Source organism: Collinsella aerofaciens, assembly GCF_015552075.1.
In the GTDB taxonomy this organism is placed as follows: Bacteria; Actinomycetota; Coriobacteriia; order Coriobacteriales; family Coriobacteriaceae; genus Collinsella; species Collinsella aerofaciens_Y.
On the sequence record NZ_JADNDZ010000072.1, the window covers coordinates 1 to 18,445 of the forward strand.

Consider the following 18,445-nt stretch of genomic DNA (forward strand, 5'->3'; position numbering starts at 1 on the left):
CCGGCGATCGAGGCGCTTGCCGAGAAGATGAAGAAGATGATGTTCGAGAACGGCGGTTGCGGCCTGGCTGCCCCGCAGATCGGCGAGCTCATTCAGCTCGTCATCATCGACTGCGACTACAGCGACAAGAACGACTACGACCCCTACGTGCTCATCAACCCTGTCATTGTTGAGCAGAGTGACCATCTTGTGCCCTTTAGCGAGGGCTGCCTTTCCATTCCTGGCATTAGCTGCGAGATCGAGCGTCCCGATCATATCGTCGTCGAGGCGTACGACTTGGACGCCAACCTGATTCGCTATGAGGCTTCGGGCGACCTGTTCTGCGTGTGCCTGCAGCACGAGATCGATCACCTGCACGGTAACACCATGTTCGAGCGACTGAAGCCGATGCAGAGGCTCAAGGCAGTCAAGGAGTACCAGGACGCCCTGGCCCGCGGCGCTCGACCGGGCGAGACGGAGTAGGTTTGTCCGTCACCGGGGCGCCCGCCTATATCATCCCGTGCTCAAACATTCTCGCTGCGCTGCGAAACTGCGCGCGGGACGATATGTGGGCGCTCAGCACCGGGGACTGCGTTGTTCTGGCTCGGTTCGCCCGGGTGCCGTTGGGCCAGGGAGGGGCGTCTTCGCTGATAATTGCTTTGCTGAAAGAGCTGCTTTTATTGCGGCTCTTTCTTTGGTTTTGGGTATATTTGTTCTTGTTGAATTGTTATTGCGGATGGGCTGGTGACTCGGCTTTCCGCTGTTAATTTGTAGCCGTCTCGGCTTTGGTTGAGGGGAGACGTTCTTTATGCGTATTGTGTTTATGGGTACGCCTGATTTTGCTGTGCCTTCGCTGGTTTCGCTTGTCGAAGCTGGAAACGAGATTGCGCTTGTTGTTACTCGTCCCGATGCTGTTCGTGGGCGTGGTAAAAAGTTGGAGCCGTCTCCTGTTAAGGCTAAGGCACTTGAGCTAGAGTTGCCGGTCATTGAGGCTAATCGTATGACGGCCGAGGTTGTTGCGGCTCTCCAAGCTGCGCAAGCCGATATTTTCTGTGTGGCTGCTTATGGTTGCATTTTGCCCGATGAGGTTCTTCACATGGCGCCGCTTGGTATTGTGAATGTTCATGCGTCTTTGCTGCCTCGTTGGCGTGGCGCCGCTCCTATTCAGCGTGCGATTCTTGCTGGTGATGAGGTTGCTGGCGTTTCCATTATGCGCATTGGACATGGCGTGGATACTGGTGCTTATTGTGCTCAGGCTTCCACGTCGGTTTCCGGTAAGAACGCTGAGGCGCTGACCATGGAGCTTGGTGAGCTTGGCGGCAAACTGCTTGCCGATACGCTTCCTTCTCTTGCCGATGGCACCGCCGTGTGGACTGAGCAGGATGAGTCGCTCGTCACCCATGCTGCCAAGATTTCCAAGCTGGAGATGCGTCTGGATCCGCAGATGGCTGCGCTCGATTGCGTGCGTCATGTGCTCGCTTCGTCCGATACCGCGCCTGCTCGTTGCGTGATTGCCGGCAAGACCGTGCGTGTGCTCGATGCTGCGCTGGCCGATGTTTCGCTTGGCAAGGGCGGCGTTGACGTTAAGAATAAGCGTGTTTTCCTTGGCCTTTCCGATGGTGCGGTTGAACTGCTCGAGGTTAAGCCCGATGGCAAGCGTGCCATGGCCGCTTCTGCTTGGGCTGCTGGGCTGCAAGGCGCCGATCTTATCTGGGGTGTTTTGTCATGAGCAAGCTGTCTCCCGCGCGCAAGCTTGCACTCGATGTGCTGATGGAGGCCGATCGCCGCGGCATGTATGCGCGCGACGTGCTGTCCTCTCGCGCATCGGCCAAGGCTATTGACCAGCGCGATTCCGCTTTTGCAGCTCGCTTGGCGCTTGGTGTGGCCGCGACGCAGGGTATTTTGGACGAACTGCTCGATCAGTTTCTCGATAAGCCTAAAAAGGTTGCACCGCGTGTTCGCATGGCGCTTCGTATCTCGGCCTTCGAGATGCTCTATCTGCATACGCTTGGTCGCGTTGCGGTGAGTCAGGGCGTTGAGCTGGTGCGCAGCGGAGCTAAGTCTGCCGCCGGTTTGGCCAATGCCGTGCTGCATAAGGTCGCGGACAACGTTGAGGACTTTGCCACGGCGTCCGATGTAGATGAGTCTGAGCGACGCCTGGTTCGTCTGTCGCGCCTGATGGGACTGCCGCGTTGGCTGTGCGCTCGCATTATGGCATCGTTCGACACTCCAGAGGGTGCGCTTAACTTTGCCGGCAATCTGGCCCCCGCGCCACTGGCCCTGCATGAGAACGCCTTTGCGACCAAGCCCGATCCGTATATCTCGCAGCTCGTCGCGCCTGTCTTCCCGGGCTGCCATGCCCCGGTTGATGCCCAGGTTACCGTTGCTTCGGGTGTGTTTGAGCGTGCTGCCGCGGTGGCCTCGGACCTTAACGCGCAGCTTATCGCCACAGCTGCCACGCGCCCTGGTAGCTGTCTTGAGATTGGTGCCGGTCGTGGCACCAAGACCTATGTGATGATGTGTCAGGCCAAGCGTGCGGGGTATGAGCGTCAGCATACGGCGCTCGATTTGCATGATCGCAAGTGTGACCTGAATCTCGCTCGCCTGCATAAGGCGGGTATTCAGGGCGTTCGCACGGTTTCGGGCGATGCATGCGAGCTTGATGAGGTGCTCACATCGTTTGATGCCATGCTTGGCGAGCCGGTTAAATTCGACACGGTCTTTATCGATGCGCCGTGCTCGGGCACCGGAACCATGCGTCGTCATCCCGAGATCCCGTGGCGTCTGACCGAAAAGGATGTGACGGTTGAGCTGCCTAAACTGCAGCTGTCGATGCTCAAGGAAGCCGCCGCGCGCGTGGCTGCCGGCGGCGAGCTCATCTATGCGACGTGCTCGGTCTTCGACGAGGAGAACACGCAGGTGGTGGATGCTTTCCTTGCTTCTCCTGAGGGCGCCGGCTTTAGCGTGGCACCGCTTTCCGAGGCACAGATTCTGCAACTCCCTGAGTTCGATCAGGCCAAGAAGCTCGTTTCCGTACGCCAGAACGATCGGGGCCTCTTCCAAAGCGTGCCGGTAAACGCCGATTCCTACGACGGTCACTTCTGCGCCAGACTGGTCCACAAGTAACGACTAAGTTGCGGTGAAATAAGGATTGAATAGCGGCTTCCACCCACCAAACAGTCCTTATTTCACCGCAACTCACAAGGAAACCTGGGTAGCTTGATTAGCCACCCATAGAGCAAAGAAATAGCCCCGCGATCGGCGTTGATCGCGGGGCTGCTTGGTTTCTAGTGGCTATGCGGGCAATTGGCGCAGCAGCCGCTCGTGGCGTTGGTGCTGGAGCCGCCGCTTCGCTGGTCGGTGTTGTAGAAACCGCTGCCCTCAAATTTAATGCCGCTGGCCGAGAACGTCTTGGCCGCCGGGGCACCGCAGCTGGGGCACATGACCTCGGGAGTCTCGGACATGGGATGCTCAACCTCAAACACGTTGCCGCAGCTCGAGCACTTGTAATCGTAGCGCGCCATAATACTTCCTTTTCAGCACAAAGCGGGCAGATTACTCTGCCCGCAAAAATTCAAACGTCTGTAACTGTACCCTATATCGGGGGTTTTATCACGCTTCGCCCCAGAATCTATGGTTGTTGCGCAGGAGCCGCGCGGTTTTGCCCTCGGCGGCTGCAATGTCCGCCTCGTCAGCCTGCCAGGTCCAGTTGCCCGTGGCCACGCCCGGCACGTTCATGCGCGCGTCGTCGCCCAGCCCCAGCACGTCCTGCAGTGGCATCATCACCAGGGGAGCGTCGCTTGCCAGCGCGTCGCTCATCAGCTTGGCCGCCACCTCAACACCGCTCGGTTCATCGCCGCCCGCAAAGGTACGGGTGCACCAACCGGCCAGCGTCGACGTATCGTGCGTCGAGGTGTACAGAATCTTGCCGGGCGTGGGATGCACACCGCAACGAACGTCGTAGTCGCTAAACTCCAGCACGTCCATGCCGGGGAAACCGCAGGTCGATGCCATGGCGCGAACACCGGGCGTCAGATAGCCCAAGTCCTCAGCGATAAAGTTGAGCGGACCCAGTTCGTCATAGGCGGTCTGGAACAGGTCCTTGCCCGGGCCCGCCAGCCAGCGACCGTCGGCGCAAGCCTTGCCCGCGGGGATACTAAAGTAGCTGTGGAATCCCAAGAAGTGATCCAGACGCACGCGGTCGTAGAGCGAGAACGCGCGGCGCAGGCGATCCATCCACCAGCAATAGCCGTTCTGCTTCATGTGGTCCCAGCGGAACGTCGGGTTGCCCCACACCTGGCCCTCGGGCGCAAAGTTGTCGGGCGGCGCGCCGGAAATCTCAATCGCCTTGCCGGTATCTGACAGCCAGAAGTTCTCGGGCTCGCTCCACGCATCCGCCGAATCGTCAGACACGTACATAGGAATATCGCCGATAACCTCGACGCCCTTCTTGTGCGCATAGTTCATGAGCTCGCACCAAGCCAGGTCAAAGCGATACTGCATGTACGCCTGAAGCTCGGCCTCGTCGTGGAAGCGCTTGTCGTCGATCAGATGCTCGTTGTAGCGAGCGACATCTGCCGGCCAATCGTGGCGCGACTCGCCCTCAAAGTACTTCTTAACGGCCATGTAGACGCAGTATTTCTCGAGCCAATCGGCATTGCGATGTTTAAACGCGGTGTACAGCGGATCGGCATCTTCGCCGCCACGGGCTTTCCAAGTCTCAAAGTCGGCCGCCAGCTCCTCTTGGCTCTCGGGCAGCAGGTCTATATTGCCCGCAAAGGCCGAAGGCCCAGCGTAAGGGGAGCGGAAGAAGTCCGTCGGGTTAACGGGCAGGACCTGCCAGTAGCGCATGCCCATGGCGGCCAGATGGTCGATAAAGCGACGCGTCGGCGCACCGATGGTGCCGGGTTTGCCGTCGTCGGTGGGCACCGAAGTGATATGGCACACGACGCCCGCGCCGTGATCGAGCGGCTCCTGCAGGCGCTGCTCGGCATGGTGATAGATGATCGACGAGCCCAGCGGATACAGGTCGAGTGTGACCGTACCGTTGTGGATCTCGCACTCGTGACCGCTGATTACATCGCTCGCACATTCGCCGAGTGCCGGAATGGTCACACGATGCGAGTTGCGCAGGCTGCGGTTGATGATAACGGTCGCCGAATCGCCGTCCTTGCCCGTACGGTTGTAGGCCAGCACCTCATCATTGAGTGCAAAGGCCTTGATCTCGCCATCGATCATAAACGGCAGCGCGCGGCGCACAGCAGATGCGTTCTTGACGATCGCAAATGTATCGAAGTCGTGCAGGTCTTCCTTGGTCGGCATGGTGCGACGATTGCCCGGATCGGTGAGTCCCTCCAAGCCGTACTCGTCACCGTAATAGATTGAGGGAACGCCCGGGAACGTCATCTGCATGAGCGTCGCGAGCCAAAAACGGCTCTTGGCCAGGCCCATCGCGTTCTCGTCCAAGCGCCACTTGCTGCGCTCGCATTCAGGCAGCTGCGATTCGTCGGGGCCGCCGCCGAGCACCGAGATAATGCGCGGACGGTCATGGCTCGACAGCAGGTTAAGCGCGCAAGACAGGGCCTCACGCGGATAGTTTTCGCGGAGGGTCTCGATATCTTCAGCAGCTTGGTAAGCGTTTTTGTAACCCATCAAAAAGCCAATGACCATGTCGCGGAAGGGGTAATCCATGGCCGAGTCGAGCTCGGAGCCTTGCAGATAGCGACGCAGATGGCCGTAGCTGATCTTGTTGGAGGCATCTTCCCAGACTTCGCCGAGCAACAGTGCGTCAGGCTTTTCGGCAAGTACTGCCTTCTTAATCTCGGTCAGGAAGTCATCGGAAAGCTCGTCGGCCACATCCAGGCGCCAGCCATGAGCGCCGGCACGTAGCCATTTACGAATCACGCCGTCCTTGCCCAGGAGCCGCTCGCGTACCAGTTCGGAGCTCTCATTGATGGCGGGCATATTGCCCACGCCCCACCAACAGTCGTACGAGCCGTCCTCGTGGAAATAAAACGCATCGCGCCACGGCGAATCTTCGCTTTGCCATGCGCCCACTCCGGGGTAGTTACCGTAGCGGTTGAAGTAGATCGAATCGTCGCCCGTGTGGTTAAAGACGCCGTCCAGAATGATGGAAATGCCCAGCTTCTCGGCCGCCTCGCACAGCTCAGTAAAGTCCTGCTCGGTGCCCAGAATCGGATCGATCTTGGTGTAATCGGCGGTGTCGTAGCGGTGGTTGCTCGCGGCTTCAAAAATGGGGTTGAGGTAGATGGCTGTAAAGCCCAGCTCGGCGATGCGAGGCAGGTCTTCCTGGATACCCTTGAGCGATCCGCCGTAGAAGTCCCAGGTCTTGATGGAGCCGTCCTCGGCGCGCTCGTACACGGGCGGCTCGTTCCAGTCCTCGACCATGCGGCGCTGGATTCCGTTGCGCGGCTTATCGACCTCTGCCAGCGTGCGCTCGCGCCATTTTTCGTCGCGGGCGTAGCGATCGGGGAAGATCTGGTAGACCATACCGCGCTCGTACCAGGTAGGACGGTTCTCACGGTGTTTGTAGACGGTGACCTGGAATGACGGCACCTCAGCGTAGTCGTAGGTTACTCCCTCGCCGCCGGTGCGGCCCTGCGGTGCGCCCAGACGAACCTCGGGCTGGCCCTCGATATTGCAGATAAAGCTGTACCAGATAAGACAGGGTTCGGTGCACTCAAGCTCTACGGTAAATATGCCGTCGCCCTCGTGCGTCATGGGATACCGAGACTCACCGATCTCATCGACCCAGGTGCGCAGCGTAAGCGTTGCCTGCGCGGGATCGGCATCCTCCAGAATCACGGAGAGCGAAAGGGTGGTTCCTGTGGTCACAGCGCCAAACGGAGTGCGAAACTGCGGCAGACGGCTGTTGTGTATCAATCTCATAGTACGGTCCAGTTCTATACAATCATGGCGTGCGGGCCATGGGCTTTACGCACAGGATGTAAGTATATCTGTTGTACACAGGCTGTATAAACAACATCCGTTTACCATCGGCGAACGGTTGTCCTAGAAAATCGTTTTACCAACTATCTACAGAGAAGGGGCGCCCGGTTGGAGCGCCCCTTACTTAGGGTTTGATTGGGTTTTGGATCGCCTGTGGGCTAGCGGCGCTTGCGGGTGGCCGTGGCCTTGCGGACTGATGTCTTCTTGGTCGGAGCCTTTTCCTCGGCCGGAGTGGCGGGGGAGATCGGGGTCTCCTTGGCTGACTCGGTCTTTGCCTTAGCCTTGGGAGCGGTTTTAACCTCGGCGGCCTTCGTTGCCGGCCCGTCCTTTACTGCGGGCTTGTCCTCGGCCTTAGCCTCTGCCTTGGGAGCAGCGGCCTTGGTCGTGGTTTTCTTGGTCGTCGTGGTGCGCTTGCGCATGGTGGTCTTGGCGGCCGGCTTTGCCTCGGTCTTGGGCTCGGCACCCGCCTCCTCGACCTTGACGGCGGGCTTTGCAGCAGCCTTCGTGGTGGTCTTCATAGCGGCCTTGGTCGTCGTCGACTTCGTAGCCGCGGCCTTCTTGGTGGTCGTGGTCTTGGTCGCAGCCGTCTTCTTGGTAGAGGTCTTGGCCGGAGCCTTTGCCGCGGGCTCGACCTTTACCTCGGGAGCGACCTCGGCCTCGGCGGCCTTTTTGGCTGCAGCGGTCGTACGCTTGCGCGTGGACGTTGCCTTAGCAGCGGTTGTCTTGCTAGCAGCGGCCTTCGTGGTTGTGGCCTTCTTAGCTGTCGTCTTGTGGGTCGTCGTCTTCTTGGCAGCAGGCTTAGCCGCGGGCTTAACCTCGGCCTCGGCAGCCGGTTTCTCTTCAGTCTTGGGCTCCTCGGCAGCAGCGGGCTCCTTATCAGTCGCCACAGGCTCCTCAGCCGCAGTCTCAACCACAGCCGCCGGCCTCTCAATCTCCGGGTGCATAAAGAAGTACAGGTCCAGATACTTGTCGGCCGAGCGCGTCCAGCTAAAGTCCTGGCTCATGGCCTGCGTGACCAGCTGGTTCCAGGCGTCGCGGTTATCCCAGAATAGACGCGCCGCGCGGAATACCGCATCGCCCATCTCGTCGCCGTTAAAGTTACTAAACGAGAAGCCCGTGCCCTCGCCGGTAAACTCGTTGTACGGAATCACGGTGTCCTTCAGGCCACCAGTCTCGCGCACGATGGGCAGCGTGCCGTAGCGCATGGCGATGATCTGCGACAGGCCGCAGGGCTCAAACTTCGAAGGCATCAGGAACATGTCGGCGGCAGCATACATGCGCTGCGACAGCGCCGGATCGAACTCGATGCGTGCGGCCATGGTGCCGGGGTACTTGTCCTGGAAGTAGCGCAGGCCGTCCTCGTAGTCGCGGTCGCCGGTGCCCAGCACCGCCACCTGCACGCCGCCGGCCAGGATGCGGTCGAGCGCGTACATGACCAGGTCTAGGCCCTTCTGGCGCGTCAGACGCGTGACCATCACCATGAGCGGACGGTCGTCGCGAACCTCGAGCCCCAGCTCTTCCTGCAGCTTGGCCTTGCATACGGCCTTGCCGGAACGGTCCTCCACGGTGTAGTTGGCGGCAATGCGCTTGTCGGTCGCCGGGTCAAAGCCCGCGACGTCGATGCCATTCAAAATGCCCTGCAGCGCGTACGAACGCTCGCGCAGCACGCCGTCCAGGCCCTCGCCAAATTCAGGCGTCTGGATCTCGTTGGCATAGGTGGGGCTCACCGTGGTGATAGCATCGGCATAGCGCAGGGCGCCCAGCATGTAGTTGATGCTGCAGGCGTCGCAACGCAGCTGCGAAGCGGCCGCCGGAATGTGCGCCACACCCAGGATGTCCTCCATCACGGTATCGCTAAACTGGCCCTGGAACGCCACGTTGTGGATCGAGAAGACGGTCTTGACGTGGTCATACAGGGGCAGGCCCTGGTAGAACTCGCGCAAAAACACGGGCGCCAGTGCCGTTTGCCAGTCGTTGCAGTGCAGGATGTCGCACTCAAAGCCTTCGGGCAAGTGCTGCAGGCTCTCGGTGATGGCCTTGGAGAAGAACGCAAAACGCTCGCCGTCGTCAAAGAAACCATACGGATAGTCGCGCGCAAAGTAGCGCTCGTTGTCGATGAACATATAGGTGACGCCGTCGTGCTCGAGCTTCTCGAGCCCGCAGTACTCGTTGCGCCAACCCAGGCTCACGTAAAAGTCGGAGAAGTGCTCCATCTGCGCCTTGTACTCGTCCTTGATGGTGGCGTACTTGGGCACCATCACGATGACTTCGGCGCCGGCGCGCACAAGCGCCGCAGGCAGCGAGCCCGCCACGTCGCCCAGGCCACCGGTCTTTACAAACGGTGCGCACTCGGCCGAGGCAAACACGATCTGCATCTTTTTGCTGGAATCTGCCATATTGTCTCCCTGTTGCAATTCGAGAATAGCCGCCTGGCGCATACCGGGCGGCTATTCTGCATGTTACGAGCGATGTTGCGGTGCCTACGTTAATGCACGATGGTGGTATCGGGAGTTAACGGAGCCTTGCCCAGCACCAGGATGTTCTCGGGCGTGCCGCGAAGCTCGGTGTTGGTGGGAACCACGTTGTTCTTGTCCAGGATGGCATTCTCAACGCGGGCGCCGCTCTTGATGATGCAGCTCTGGTTGATGATCGAGTTGGTCACCGAAGCGCCTTCCTCAACCACAACGCCGCGCGAAAGGATCGAGTTGCGCACGGTGCCCTTGATGATACAGCCGGCCGAGATGATCGAGTTGCACGCGTGGCTGCCGGTCGCATAGCGCGAAGGCGGCACGTCGTGGGCCTTGGTCAGGATCGGGCGCTCGGGGTCAAAGAGCTGGTCGGCCACGGTCTGGTCGAGCAGGTCCATGCTGCGGCGATACAGCGACTTCTCGCTAAACACGCCCACGACCTCGCCCTTGTACTCGTAGCTGCACACGTCGATGTTGCCAAAGTCGCCCTGGAGTGCCTCGAGCAGGTCCAGATAGTCAGCTGCCTGGTAGTGATCGATAATCTCGAGCAGCGTCTCGCGGTTGACGATGCAGCAGTCCATAGAGGCGTTGTCGCCGTACACGACGCCGGCGCTCACGCCCGTCAGGCGGCCGTTCTCGTTAATCTCGAGCTTGGTCTCGTCATCAACATTGCGCGTGGCCTTGCAGTACACCACGGTCATCTGAGCGTCGGAGTTCTCGTGCGCGTCGATGATGGTGTTGAGGTCCATGTTAAAGATGATGTTGGTGCCCATCATCACAACGTAGGGCTTGTCCGAGCGCTGGAACAGCGTCTTGTTGGAGATGATGTCGCGCAGCAGGAAGCGCATGCCGCCCTTGGTGGTGCCATACGCGTTGCCGGGCACCATGAACAGGCCGCCCTTCTTGCGGTCCAGGCCCCAGTCCTTGCCCGAGCCCACGTGGTCGATCAACGAGCGGTAGTTGCCCGGCATGACGACGCCGACGGTCTTAATGCCGGCATTCATCATGTTGGACAGCGGGAAGTCGATCAGGCGGTAGCGGCCCAAAAACGGAACGGACGCAATGGGGCGGTCCTTGAGCAGCACGCTGCCGTAGGTCGAAGAGTAGTTAGCGGTGATATAACCGATGGCCTTGCGATTGATCATCGGATCATTCCCCCTTCCCGATAACGACGTCATTTCCAACGACGGCCGTATCCTTGGTGGTATCGACAGAGCCGAGCTTCACGCCCTCTTCGACCGTGGAGTTCTCGCCCAAAATAGCGCGGCAGATGTGCGCGCCGCTCTTAACGTGCGCACCCGGCAGCAGCACGGAGTCCTCGACCACGGCGCGCTCCTCGATGATGACGTCGGTCGAAAGAATCGAGTGGCGAGCGGTGCCGTAGATCTTGCAGCCGTTGGAGACCAGGCAGTCGTCCAGGCGGCCGTCCGGGCCAATGTAGTGCGGCGGACGCGTGGTGATGTTGGACATGATGGGGAAGTTCTTGTCAAACAGATCGAACTCGGGGTTGTTGCCCAGCAGGTCCATCGAGGTCTCGTGGAAGCTGGCGATGGTGCCGACGTCCTTCCAAAAGCCGTGGAACTCGTAGCTGTACAGGCGCTTGCCCTCGCCGAGTAGCTTGGGGATGATGTCCTTGCCAAAGTCGTGGCTCGAGCGCTGGTCCAGAGCGTCCTCCTCGAGCGCCTCGATTAACACGTCGGCCGAGAAGATGTAGATGCCCATGGACGCGAGGTTCGAATCGGGCTTATCGGGCTTCTCGGTAAACTTGGTGATGCGGCCGTCCTCGGGGTCGGTGGTCAGGATGCCAAAGCGGCTGGCCTCCTCCCACGGCACGGGCATAACGCTCACCGTGAGGTCGGCGTTGTTCTCAATGTGCGTCTTGAGCATCTTGCGGTAGTCCATGCGATACAGGTGGTCGCCCGAAAGAATCAGGACGTACTCGGGGTCGTTGGCCTTGATGTAGTCGAGGTTCTGCGTAATGGCGTCGGCCGTGCCCGCATACCAGGCGCCGCCGGTCTGCGTCTCGTACGGCGGCAGGATCGACACGCCACCGTCGCGGCTGTCCAGATCCCAGGCCTCGCCGGAGCCCACATAGGCATGCAGCAGGTAGGGACGGTACTGCGTCAGAACGCCCACCGTGTCGATGCCCGAGTTGGAGCAGTTGGAGAGCGAAAAGTCGATAATGCGGAACTTGCCACCAAAGCTAACCGCCGGCTTGGCGATCTTTTGGGTGAGTGCCCCCAATCGGCTGCCCTGTCCTCCTGCGAGGAGCATCGCGATGCATTCTTTCTTACTCATCGATTTCTCCTTCTGTCATCGATGTTCTTAAACCCATTAGCGACGGGCGCGGCGTAACGTCACGCCCGTCGAGTAATGCCGTGCTGGCATAGGGGAGCTCGTGCGCCTTTACGCGTGCCAGATCTCGTCGCGGTACTCGCGAATGGTGCGGTCGCTCGAGAACCAGCCGGAGGACGCGGTGTTGAGCAGCGCCTTGCGGTTCCAGGTCTCCTGGTCGCCATAGCTGCCGGTGAGCTTCTCCCACGCATCCACGTAGCTGCGGAAATCGGCCATGACCAGGTCGGGGTCGTTGTTGTTCATGAGCTCGTTGTAGATGCTCTCGAAGTTGCCCGAAAGACCCGCAAAGGTGTTGTCCTTGAGCTCGTCCATCACGCGGCCCAGACGCTCGCGGTCGTTGTTGAGCGTATCCCACGCAAAGTAGCTGTTAGATGCCCAGAGCTGCTCGACCTCGGGAGCGGTCAGGCCAAAGATGGCCTCGTTCTCGCGGCCGGCCAGGTCGGCGATCTCGATGTTGGCGCCGTCGAGGGTGCCCAGCGTTATGGCGCCGTTCATCATGAGCTTCATGTTGGACGTGCCCGAGGCCTCCTTGCCGGCCGTGGAGATCTGCTCAGAGATCTCGGCAGCGGGGTAGATGAGCTGGGCGTTGCTCACGCGGAAGTTGGGGATAAAGCAGACCTTCATGACCTCGTTCACGCGGGCGTCGTTGTTGATGACGTCGGCCACCGAGTTGATCAGGCGGATGGTCTCCTTGGCGAAGGTGTAGCTCGAGGCAGCCTTGCCGCTAAAGATGAAGGTCGTCGGCGTCACGTGGAAGTTGGGATCGGCGATGCGACGGTTGTAGATGTCCATCACCTTCATGATGTTCATGAGCTGACGCTTGTAGGCATGGAAGCGCTTAACCTGAACATCAAAGACGGTGTTGGGGTCAATGACCAGACCGGTCTCGGCCTTGACGTAGGCGGCCAGGCGCTCCTTGTTGGCGCGCTTGGAGGCACCCACGGCCTTCAGGAACTCACTGTCGTTTTGGAACTCCTTGAGTTTCTCCAGCTCAAAGGCATCCTTGAGCCAGCCGTCGCCAATAGCATCGGTGACGAGCTTGGCATAGGTGGGGTTGGCCTCGGCAAAGAAGCGACGGTGCGAGATGCCGTTGGTCTTGTTGTTGAACTTCTCGGGCGTCAGGGCATAGAAGTCCTTGAGCACGATGTTCTTGATGATATCGGAGTGGATCTTGGCCACGCCGTTGACGCTATGACTGCAGATCACAGACAGGTTGGCCATGCGGATCTCGCCGTCCCACAGGATGGCAGTCTGACGCAGACGCTCCTGCCAGCCCTCCTGCGTGGTGTCGAACGACTCGTGCCAACGACGGCTGATCTCGTCGATGATCTGGTACACGCGGGGGAGGAGCTTGGAGAACGTGCCGATGGGCCACTTCTCCAGAGCCTCGGGCAGGATGGTGTGGTTGGTGTAGCTCACGACCTGCGTCACGATGTTCCAGGCATCGTCCCACTCGAGCTTCTTCTCGTCGATGAGGATACGCATGAGCTCGGGGCCGCACATGGCGGGGTGCGTGTCGTTGGTGTGGATGGCAACAAACTGCGGCAGCAGCTCCCAGTTCTCGCCGTGCTCCTTCTCAAACGTGTCGAGCAGGCTGTAAATGCCGGCAGAGACAAACAGGTACTCCTGCTTCAGGCGCAGCAGACGGCCGTGCTCGCCGGCGTCGTTGGGGTAGAGGATGGCGCTGATGGCCTCGGCCTCGGCGCGCTCGGCGTCGGCCAGGGCATAGTCGCCGCGGTTGAAGGCCTCCAGATCGAAGTGCTCTTCGACCGGCTCGGCGGCCCAGACGCGTAGCTTGTTGACGGTCTCGCCGGCATAGCCAACGACGGGAATGTCGTAGGGAACAGCCAGGATGTCCTGCGTGTCCACCGTGCGGTAGAACGTGCGGCCGTCCTCCTCAAAGCCCTCAACGCGGCCACCAAACTTGATGGTCACGGCCTTGTCCTGACGACGGACCTCCCAGGGATAGCCGTGGGTGAGCCACTCGTCGGTGGCCTCGACCTGGCTGCCGTTAACGATTTCCTGCTTAAACAGGCCATAGCGGTAGCGCATGCCGTTGCCGTAGCCGGCAATGCCCTCGGCTGCCATGGAATCCAGGAAGCACGCGGCCAGACGGCCCAGGCCACCGTTGCCCAGAGCCGGATCGGGCTCCTGGTTCTCGATGACGGACAGGTCAAAACCCATGTCGTCGAGCGCCTCGGCGACCATGTCGCGCACGCCAAAGTTGAGCAGGTAGTTGTCGAGCAGGCGGCCGATCAAAAACTCGATCGAGAAGTAGTACACGCGCTTTTTGCCCTCGGCGGTGGCGCGGGCGTCGCTCTTGGTGGCAACGGTACGGGCCTTCTCGGCCACGAGCTTGGCCAGGGCGTTAAAGCGGTCAAGGTCGCTGGCAGCCTCGACGCTCTTGCCGCTAATGCTCATGACGGCATCGCGATAGAGCTCGGTAAACTCCTGCTTGTTGTCGAAGATCTTATTCATACGTTCCTTTCCCCCGGGGATGTTTCTCCCGGAACGGTTATGTCTTTTATCCTACGCCTCGGTGAGGCGGGTAATTACAGCTGTAACGGCTTTGTTACGCATCCTTGACAGACGACGTAACAGAACCAGACTTGGCCTTGGTAGCGGCCTTTTTGGCAGACGACTTCTTGGTCGCGGAAGCCTTGGCAGTGGGCTTAGCAGCGGTCTTGGGCTTGGCCTTGGTGGTCGTAGCCTTCGCCTTGGCCGGAGCCTTCTTGGCAGCCGCGGGCTTTGGCTTCACCGTGGATGTACGCTTTTTGGGCGCAGCCTTGGGCTCCTCAACCACCGGCGGCTTGTAGCTGCTGGGACCGCGGCGCTTAAGCACCACGCCTGCCAGGCCGGGCACCTTAATCTCGATGGAGTCCATTTGCCCGTTCCAGGGATAGGGCTCGCTCGAGCAGGTGTAGGGCTCCTCGCCGGCATAGCCGCTGCCGCCAAACTCGGGACGATCGGAGTCAAAGATGACCTCCCAGTCACCCTCGCGCGGCACGCCCACACGGAAGCTCTCGTAGCTCGCCGGGTCAAAGTTGATCAGGATCACCAGGTCGTCGTCGATATCCTCGCCCTGGCGCACAAAGCTCACGATGGACTGCTTGGAGTTGTCCGCATCGATCCAGGTAAAGCCGTCGTCGGTGTAGCCACGCTCGTACAGGGCGGGCTCGGCGGTGTATAGGTGGTTGAGCGCCTTGATAAACGCCTGATGATGCTTGTGAGTCTCGTACTCCTCGGTCAGGAACCACTGGATAGACTCGTAGTAGCGCCACTCAATAAACTGGCCGATCTCGTTGCCCATAAAGTTGAGCTTGGCACCGGGATGCGTCATCTGGTAGAAGGCCAGCGTGCGAAGGCCGGCAAACTGGCGCCACCAGTCGCCCGGCATGCGGCCAATCAGCGAGCACTTGCCGTGCACGACCTCGTCGTGGCTCAGCGGGCAAATGAAGTTCTCGGTAAAGGCGTACATAATGGAGAACGTGAGCAGGCCGTGGTTGCCGGGGCGCCACGGAAAATCGGTCTGCATGTAGTGCAGGGTGTCATTCATCCAGCCCATGTCCCACTTGTAGTGGAAGCCAAGGCCGCCGTCCTGCGGCGGATAGGTCACGAGCGGCCACGCGGTAGACTCCTCGGCCATCATCATCACGTCGGGGTAGTGCGCCTCTACAGCGCAGTTGACCTGACGGATAAACGCGCTGGCGTCCAGATCCTCCTCGGTACCGTATTTGTTGAACTTCTTTTGTCCCGGATCGTCGATGCCAAAGTTGAGGTACAGCATGCTGGACACGCCGTCCATGCGAATGCCGTCCACGTGGAAGTTCTCGAGCCAGTACAGCACGTTTGAGACCAGGAAGGAGCGGACCTCGCCGCGGGCGAAGTCGAACTTGTGCGTGCCCCAGTTGGGGTGAATCTCGTGCTCAAACAGCATGTGGCCGTTAAAGGTGGCAAGGCCGTGGGAGTCGGCACAAAAACCGCCGGGTACCCAGTCCATGATCACGCCGATGCCTGCCTCGTGGCACGCATCGATAAAGTGCATGAGTTGCTGTGGGTTGCCGTAGCGCGACGTGGCGGCATAGTAGCCGGTCGTCTGGTAGCCCCAGGAGCCGTCGAAGGGGTGCTCCATAAGCGGCATGACCTCGATATGCGTATAGCCCATGTCACGCACGTAGTCCACAAGTTCCACCGACAGGTCGTCGTAGGTGTAGAACTCGCCGCGCTGCGCGGGGAAAGGATCCATGGGTCCGGGGTAGTTGCCGTACTCGTCCGGCTCGCCCTGCGGCGCGTCGCCGTGGCGCTTCCACGAGCCAATATGCACCTCGTAGATGTTAAGGGGCTGAGACATGTGGTTGTGGCTGGCGCGGCGCTTGAGCCACGCGGCGTCGTTCCACTTGTAGCCATCGAGGGTCCACAGCACGCTGGCGGTACCCGGAGGGCACTCGGCCTTAAAGGCGTACGGATCGGCCTTGTAGAGCTTTTTGCCCTCGTTGGTCTCGATAAGGTACTTATAGAGCTGGCCCTGCTCGGCACCGGGAATAAAGCCTTCCCAAATAGCGCTCGTATGCATGGGCACCAGCGGGTTGGCTTGCTCATCCCAGTCGTTAAATTCGCCAATGACATGGACGCTCTTTACGTCGGGCGCCCAAACGCAAAAACGCCAGCCGCGCGTACGGTTCTGCGTGTCGGGGTGAGCGCCCATCTTTTCCCAGCTGCGCTCCCACGTGCCGATGCCAAACAGGTAGACATCGTCCTCGGTGAGCTCCGGTGCATGCGGGGCGGCTTTACGGGTAGCGGGCTTTTTGGTTGCTGGCTTTAGCTTTGTATCGCTCACGTTTGATCCCATCATGACACGGCAGCGTGTTGCCTTGGTGACTAGATGCGAAAGGTCCAAGGCTGCACGAATCGAAGGGACGGCGATAGTTCTATGATTCGTTCCACCTCGCGTGCTCGGTGGAACTTTCGGCAGAAACTACGATAACACCTGTGCGTTAGTTTTATGGACGAAAGCGGATTTGCGGGGGCGTTTAATCGGTAAGCGACATGTTTATACCACTGGCAGAATTGCTGTGGTAAAACCCTTGACAGTTTTACCAATTAGGGTTTCAAAACTGATAGGCTTACGTTTGGTAAAACGTTTTTAGCAGGTTGTTTACCATTTGACATCGAAAGGCTCGTTTATGAACCACATCGCTGCTCCAAGTGTTGCTTTTATTTTCGATTGCGACGGAACACTGGTTAATAGCTCCCCCGTCTGGGGCCATGCGCAGACCGAGTTATTGCGCCGTCATGGCATTGATGTGACGGTCGACGATTTTGCCCAGTTTGAGCATCTTTCGCTGGAGGATGAGTGCCAGGCCTATCACGACACGTGGGGCATTGGCGCGAATGGCGAGGAGCTGTATCGCGAGCTGGGTGAGATTCTGATTGATGGGTACTCCAAGGTGCCGCCGCGCGAGGGACTCCTGGCATTTTTGGAGCAGGCGAAGGCGGCGGGCATTGCCATGTGCGTGGCCACGTCCACGCCGGCCGAACTGGTGCAGTCCGCGCTCGCTAGTGCCGGGCTCGACGCTTACATGGAATTTGTTACCACGACAGGCGAGGCGGGGCGCTCCAAGCAATTCCCCGATGTGTACGAGCTGGCGCTGCGTTGCCTGGAAGAGCGCCATGGGCACAAGTTTGAGCGCGCGTGGGTGTTTGAGGATGCTGTCTTTGGGCTTAAGAGCTCTGGCGCTGCAGGCTTTAAGCGCGTGGGCGTCTATGACCCGCGCGGCCGTATGGAGCGCGACGAGGTGCGTTCCAACTGCGACATCTTTATCGACAACTATGAGGACCTGGACCTGGCCCGCGTGCTTTCGTTTGAGGGCTAGGCGAGGGCCATGGCTCGTAAAGTATTAGTGGTTTGCGGCTCGCCGGTGGTGGCGAGCGCGGATCTGCTTCGCCAGCTGGCAGGGGAGTGCGACCACATCGTAGCCGTAGACCGCGGTCTGGACGCCCTGTTGGGCGCTGGCCTGAGCTGCGACGTCTACGTGGGCGACGCCGACACCGTTAGCGATGAGGGACGTGTTCTGGTCGATGCCGCTGCCGATTTTGAAGTAGAACGCCACAACCCCTACAAGGACTACACTGATCTAGCGCTAGCCCTAGACACCATCTGCCGCCGCTGGCCGGGTGCCGAAGTGGTGGCAACCTGCGCCACCGGCGGCCGCCCGGACATGGCCCTGTCTGTGTTAGGGCTACTGGCAGGCTATGCGGACTCCCCCGTCTGGATCGAAGAAGACGAAGTGACGGGCAGAATCCTGCACCAAGACGAGACCTGGACCATCGAGGGCGCCGAGGGCAAAACCTTCTCCATCATCGCCATCGCTCCCAACACCGAGGTAAGCGAGTGCGGCCTAGAATGGGAACTAGACCACAGCCCCCTGGGCCTGTTAGCCGACACAGGCATCTCTAACGTCGTCCGGAAAACGGCCAAGATCCAAGTTCACCAAGGCATTGCGATCGGTTATTTGCTGCATCAGGGTTTTACTCCGTCCCAGGAAAACCCGTAAGGCGGAAATCAATCTAAAATTCCCTCTTGCATCCCCGAAGATCTTCTCCTATAGTAACTCCTCGTCACGGGGGCGTAGCTCAGCTGGGAGAGCGCTTGACTGGCAGTCAAGAGGTCAGGG

12 protein-coding genes are annotated in these 18,445 nt (G+C 59.9%); 5 read left to right on the plus strand and 7 right to left on the minus strand.

Annotated features, from left to right (window positions below; translation table 11 throughout):
• The 3 genes from def to I2D41_RS05245 all read left to right on the plus strand — a co-directional run.
• A partial coding sequence (def, locus tag I2D41_RS05235) for a peptide deformylase (protein ID WP_195363777.1) occupies window positions 1-462 on the plus strand: 462 nt, incomplete at its 5' end.
• A 325-nt stretch (window positions 463-787) separates the two neighbouring features.
• Window positions 788-1,708, plus strand: coding sequence for a methionyl-tRNA formyltransferase (gene fmt / locus I2D41_RS05240; protein WP_195363778.1), 921 nt, complete (start codon window positions 788-790; stop codon window positions 1,706-1,708).
• Window positions 1,705-3,105 carry an RsmB/NOP family class I SAM-dependent RNA methyltransferase gene (locus tag I2D41_RS05245; protein ID WP_195363779.1) on the plus strand — a complete coding sequence of 467 codons (1,401 nt, stop codon included), beginning with the start codon at window positions 1,705-1,707 and terminating at the stop codon, window positions 3,103-3,105. The genes fmt and I2D41_RS05245 overlap by 4 nt, the downstream gene beginning before the upstream one ends.
• Before the next feature lie 161 nt (window positions 3,106-3,266).
• Here I2D41_RS05245 and I2D41_RS05250 read toward each other — a convergent pair whose 3' ends face one another.
• From I2D41_RS05250 to glgB, 7 genes are all read right to left on the minus strand, one after another.
• On the minus strand, window positions 3,267-3,503 hold the full coding sequence (locus I2D41_RS05250) for an FmdB family zinc ribbon protein (RefSeq protein ID WP_195363780.1): 237 nt from the start codon (window positions 3,501-3,503) through the stop codon (window positions 3,267-3,269).
• Window positions 3,504-3,591: 88 nt separating this feature from the next.
• A complete protein-coding gene (locus tag I2D41_RS05255; protein WP_195363781.1) occupies window positions 3,592-6,888 on the minus strand; it encodes a 4-alpha-glucanotransferase in 3,297 nt (1,098 codons plus the stop codon).
• Window positions 6,889-7,106: 218 nt separating this feature from the next.
• The gene (glgA, locus tag I2D41_RS05260) at window positions 7,107-9,344 is read right to left on the minus strand and encodes a glycogen synthase GlgA (RefSeq protein ID WP_195363782.1); all 2,238 of its coding nucleotides are present in this window, start codon (window positions 9,342-9,344) and stop codon (window positions 7,107-7,109) included.
• A gap of 89 nt (window positions 9,345-9,433) precedes the next feature.
• A complete protein-coding gene (gene glgD, locus I2D41_RS05265; RefSeq protein WP_195363783.1) occupies window positions 9,434-10,561 on the minus strand; it encodes a glucose-1-phosphate adenylyltransferase subunit GlgD in 1,128 nt (375 codons plus the stop codon).
• 4 nt (window positions 10,562-10,565) lie between these two features.
• Entirely contained in the window at window positions 10,566-11,714 is a 1,149-nt protein-coding gene (locus tag I2D41_RS05270; RefSeq protein ID WP_195363784.1) for a glucose-1-phosphate adenylyltransferase, read from the minus strand.
• Window positions 11,715-11,822: 108 nt separating this feature from the next.
• On the minus strand, window positions 11,823-14,249 hold the full coding sequence (locus I2D41_RS05275) for a glycogen/starch/alpha-glucan phosphorylase (RefSeq protein ID WP_195363785.1): 2,427 nt from the start codon (window positions 14,247-14,249) through the stop codon (window positions 11,823-11,825).
• A 94-nt stretch (window positions 14,250-14,343) separates the two neighbouring features.
• Window positions 14,344-16,623 (minus strand): 1,4-alpha-glucan branching protein GlgB, encoded by a 2,280-nt coding sequence (glgB, locus tag I2D41_RS05280; RefSeq protein WP_195363786.1) that lies wholly within the window; start codon window positions 16,621-16,623, stop codon window positions 14,344-14,346.
• Window positions 16,624-16,954: 331 nt separating this feature from the next.
• Between glgB and I2D41_RS05285 the strand changes: the two genes are divergently transcribed.
• Together I2D41_RS05285 and I2D41_RS05290 are read left to right on the plus strand one after the other, a co-directional pair.
• Window positions 16,955-17,644, plus strand: coding sequence for an HAD family hydrolase (locus I2D41_RS05285; protein ID WP_195363787.1), 690 nt, complete (start codon window positions 16,955-16,957; stop codon window positions 17,642-17,644).
• Window positions 17,645-17,653: 9 nt separating this feature from the next.
• Window positions 17,654-18,325: a thiamine diphosphokinase gene (locus tag I2D41_RS05290; protein ID WP_195363788.1), complete on the plus strand. Its 672-nt coding sequence runs from the start codon at window positions 17,654-17,656 to the stop codon at window positions 18,323-18,325.
• Window positions 18,326-18,445 lie beyond the last annotated feature (120 nt).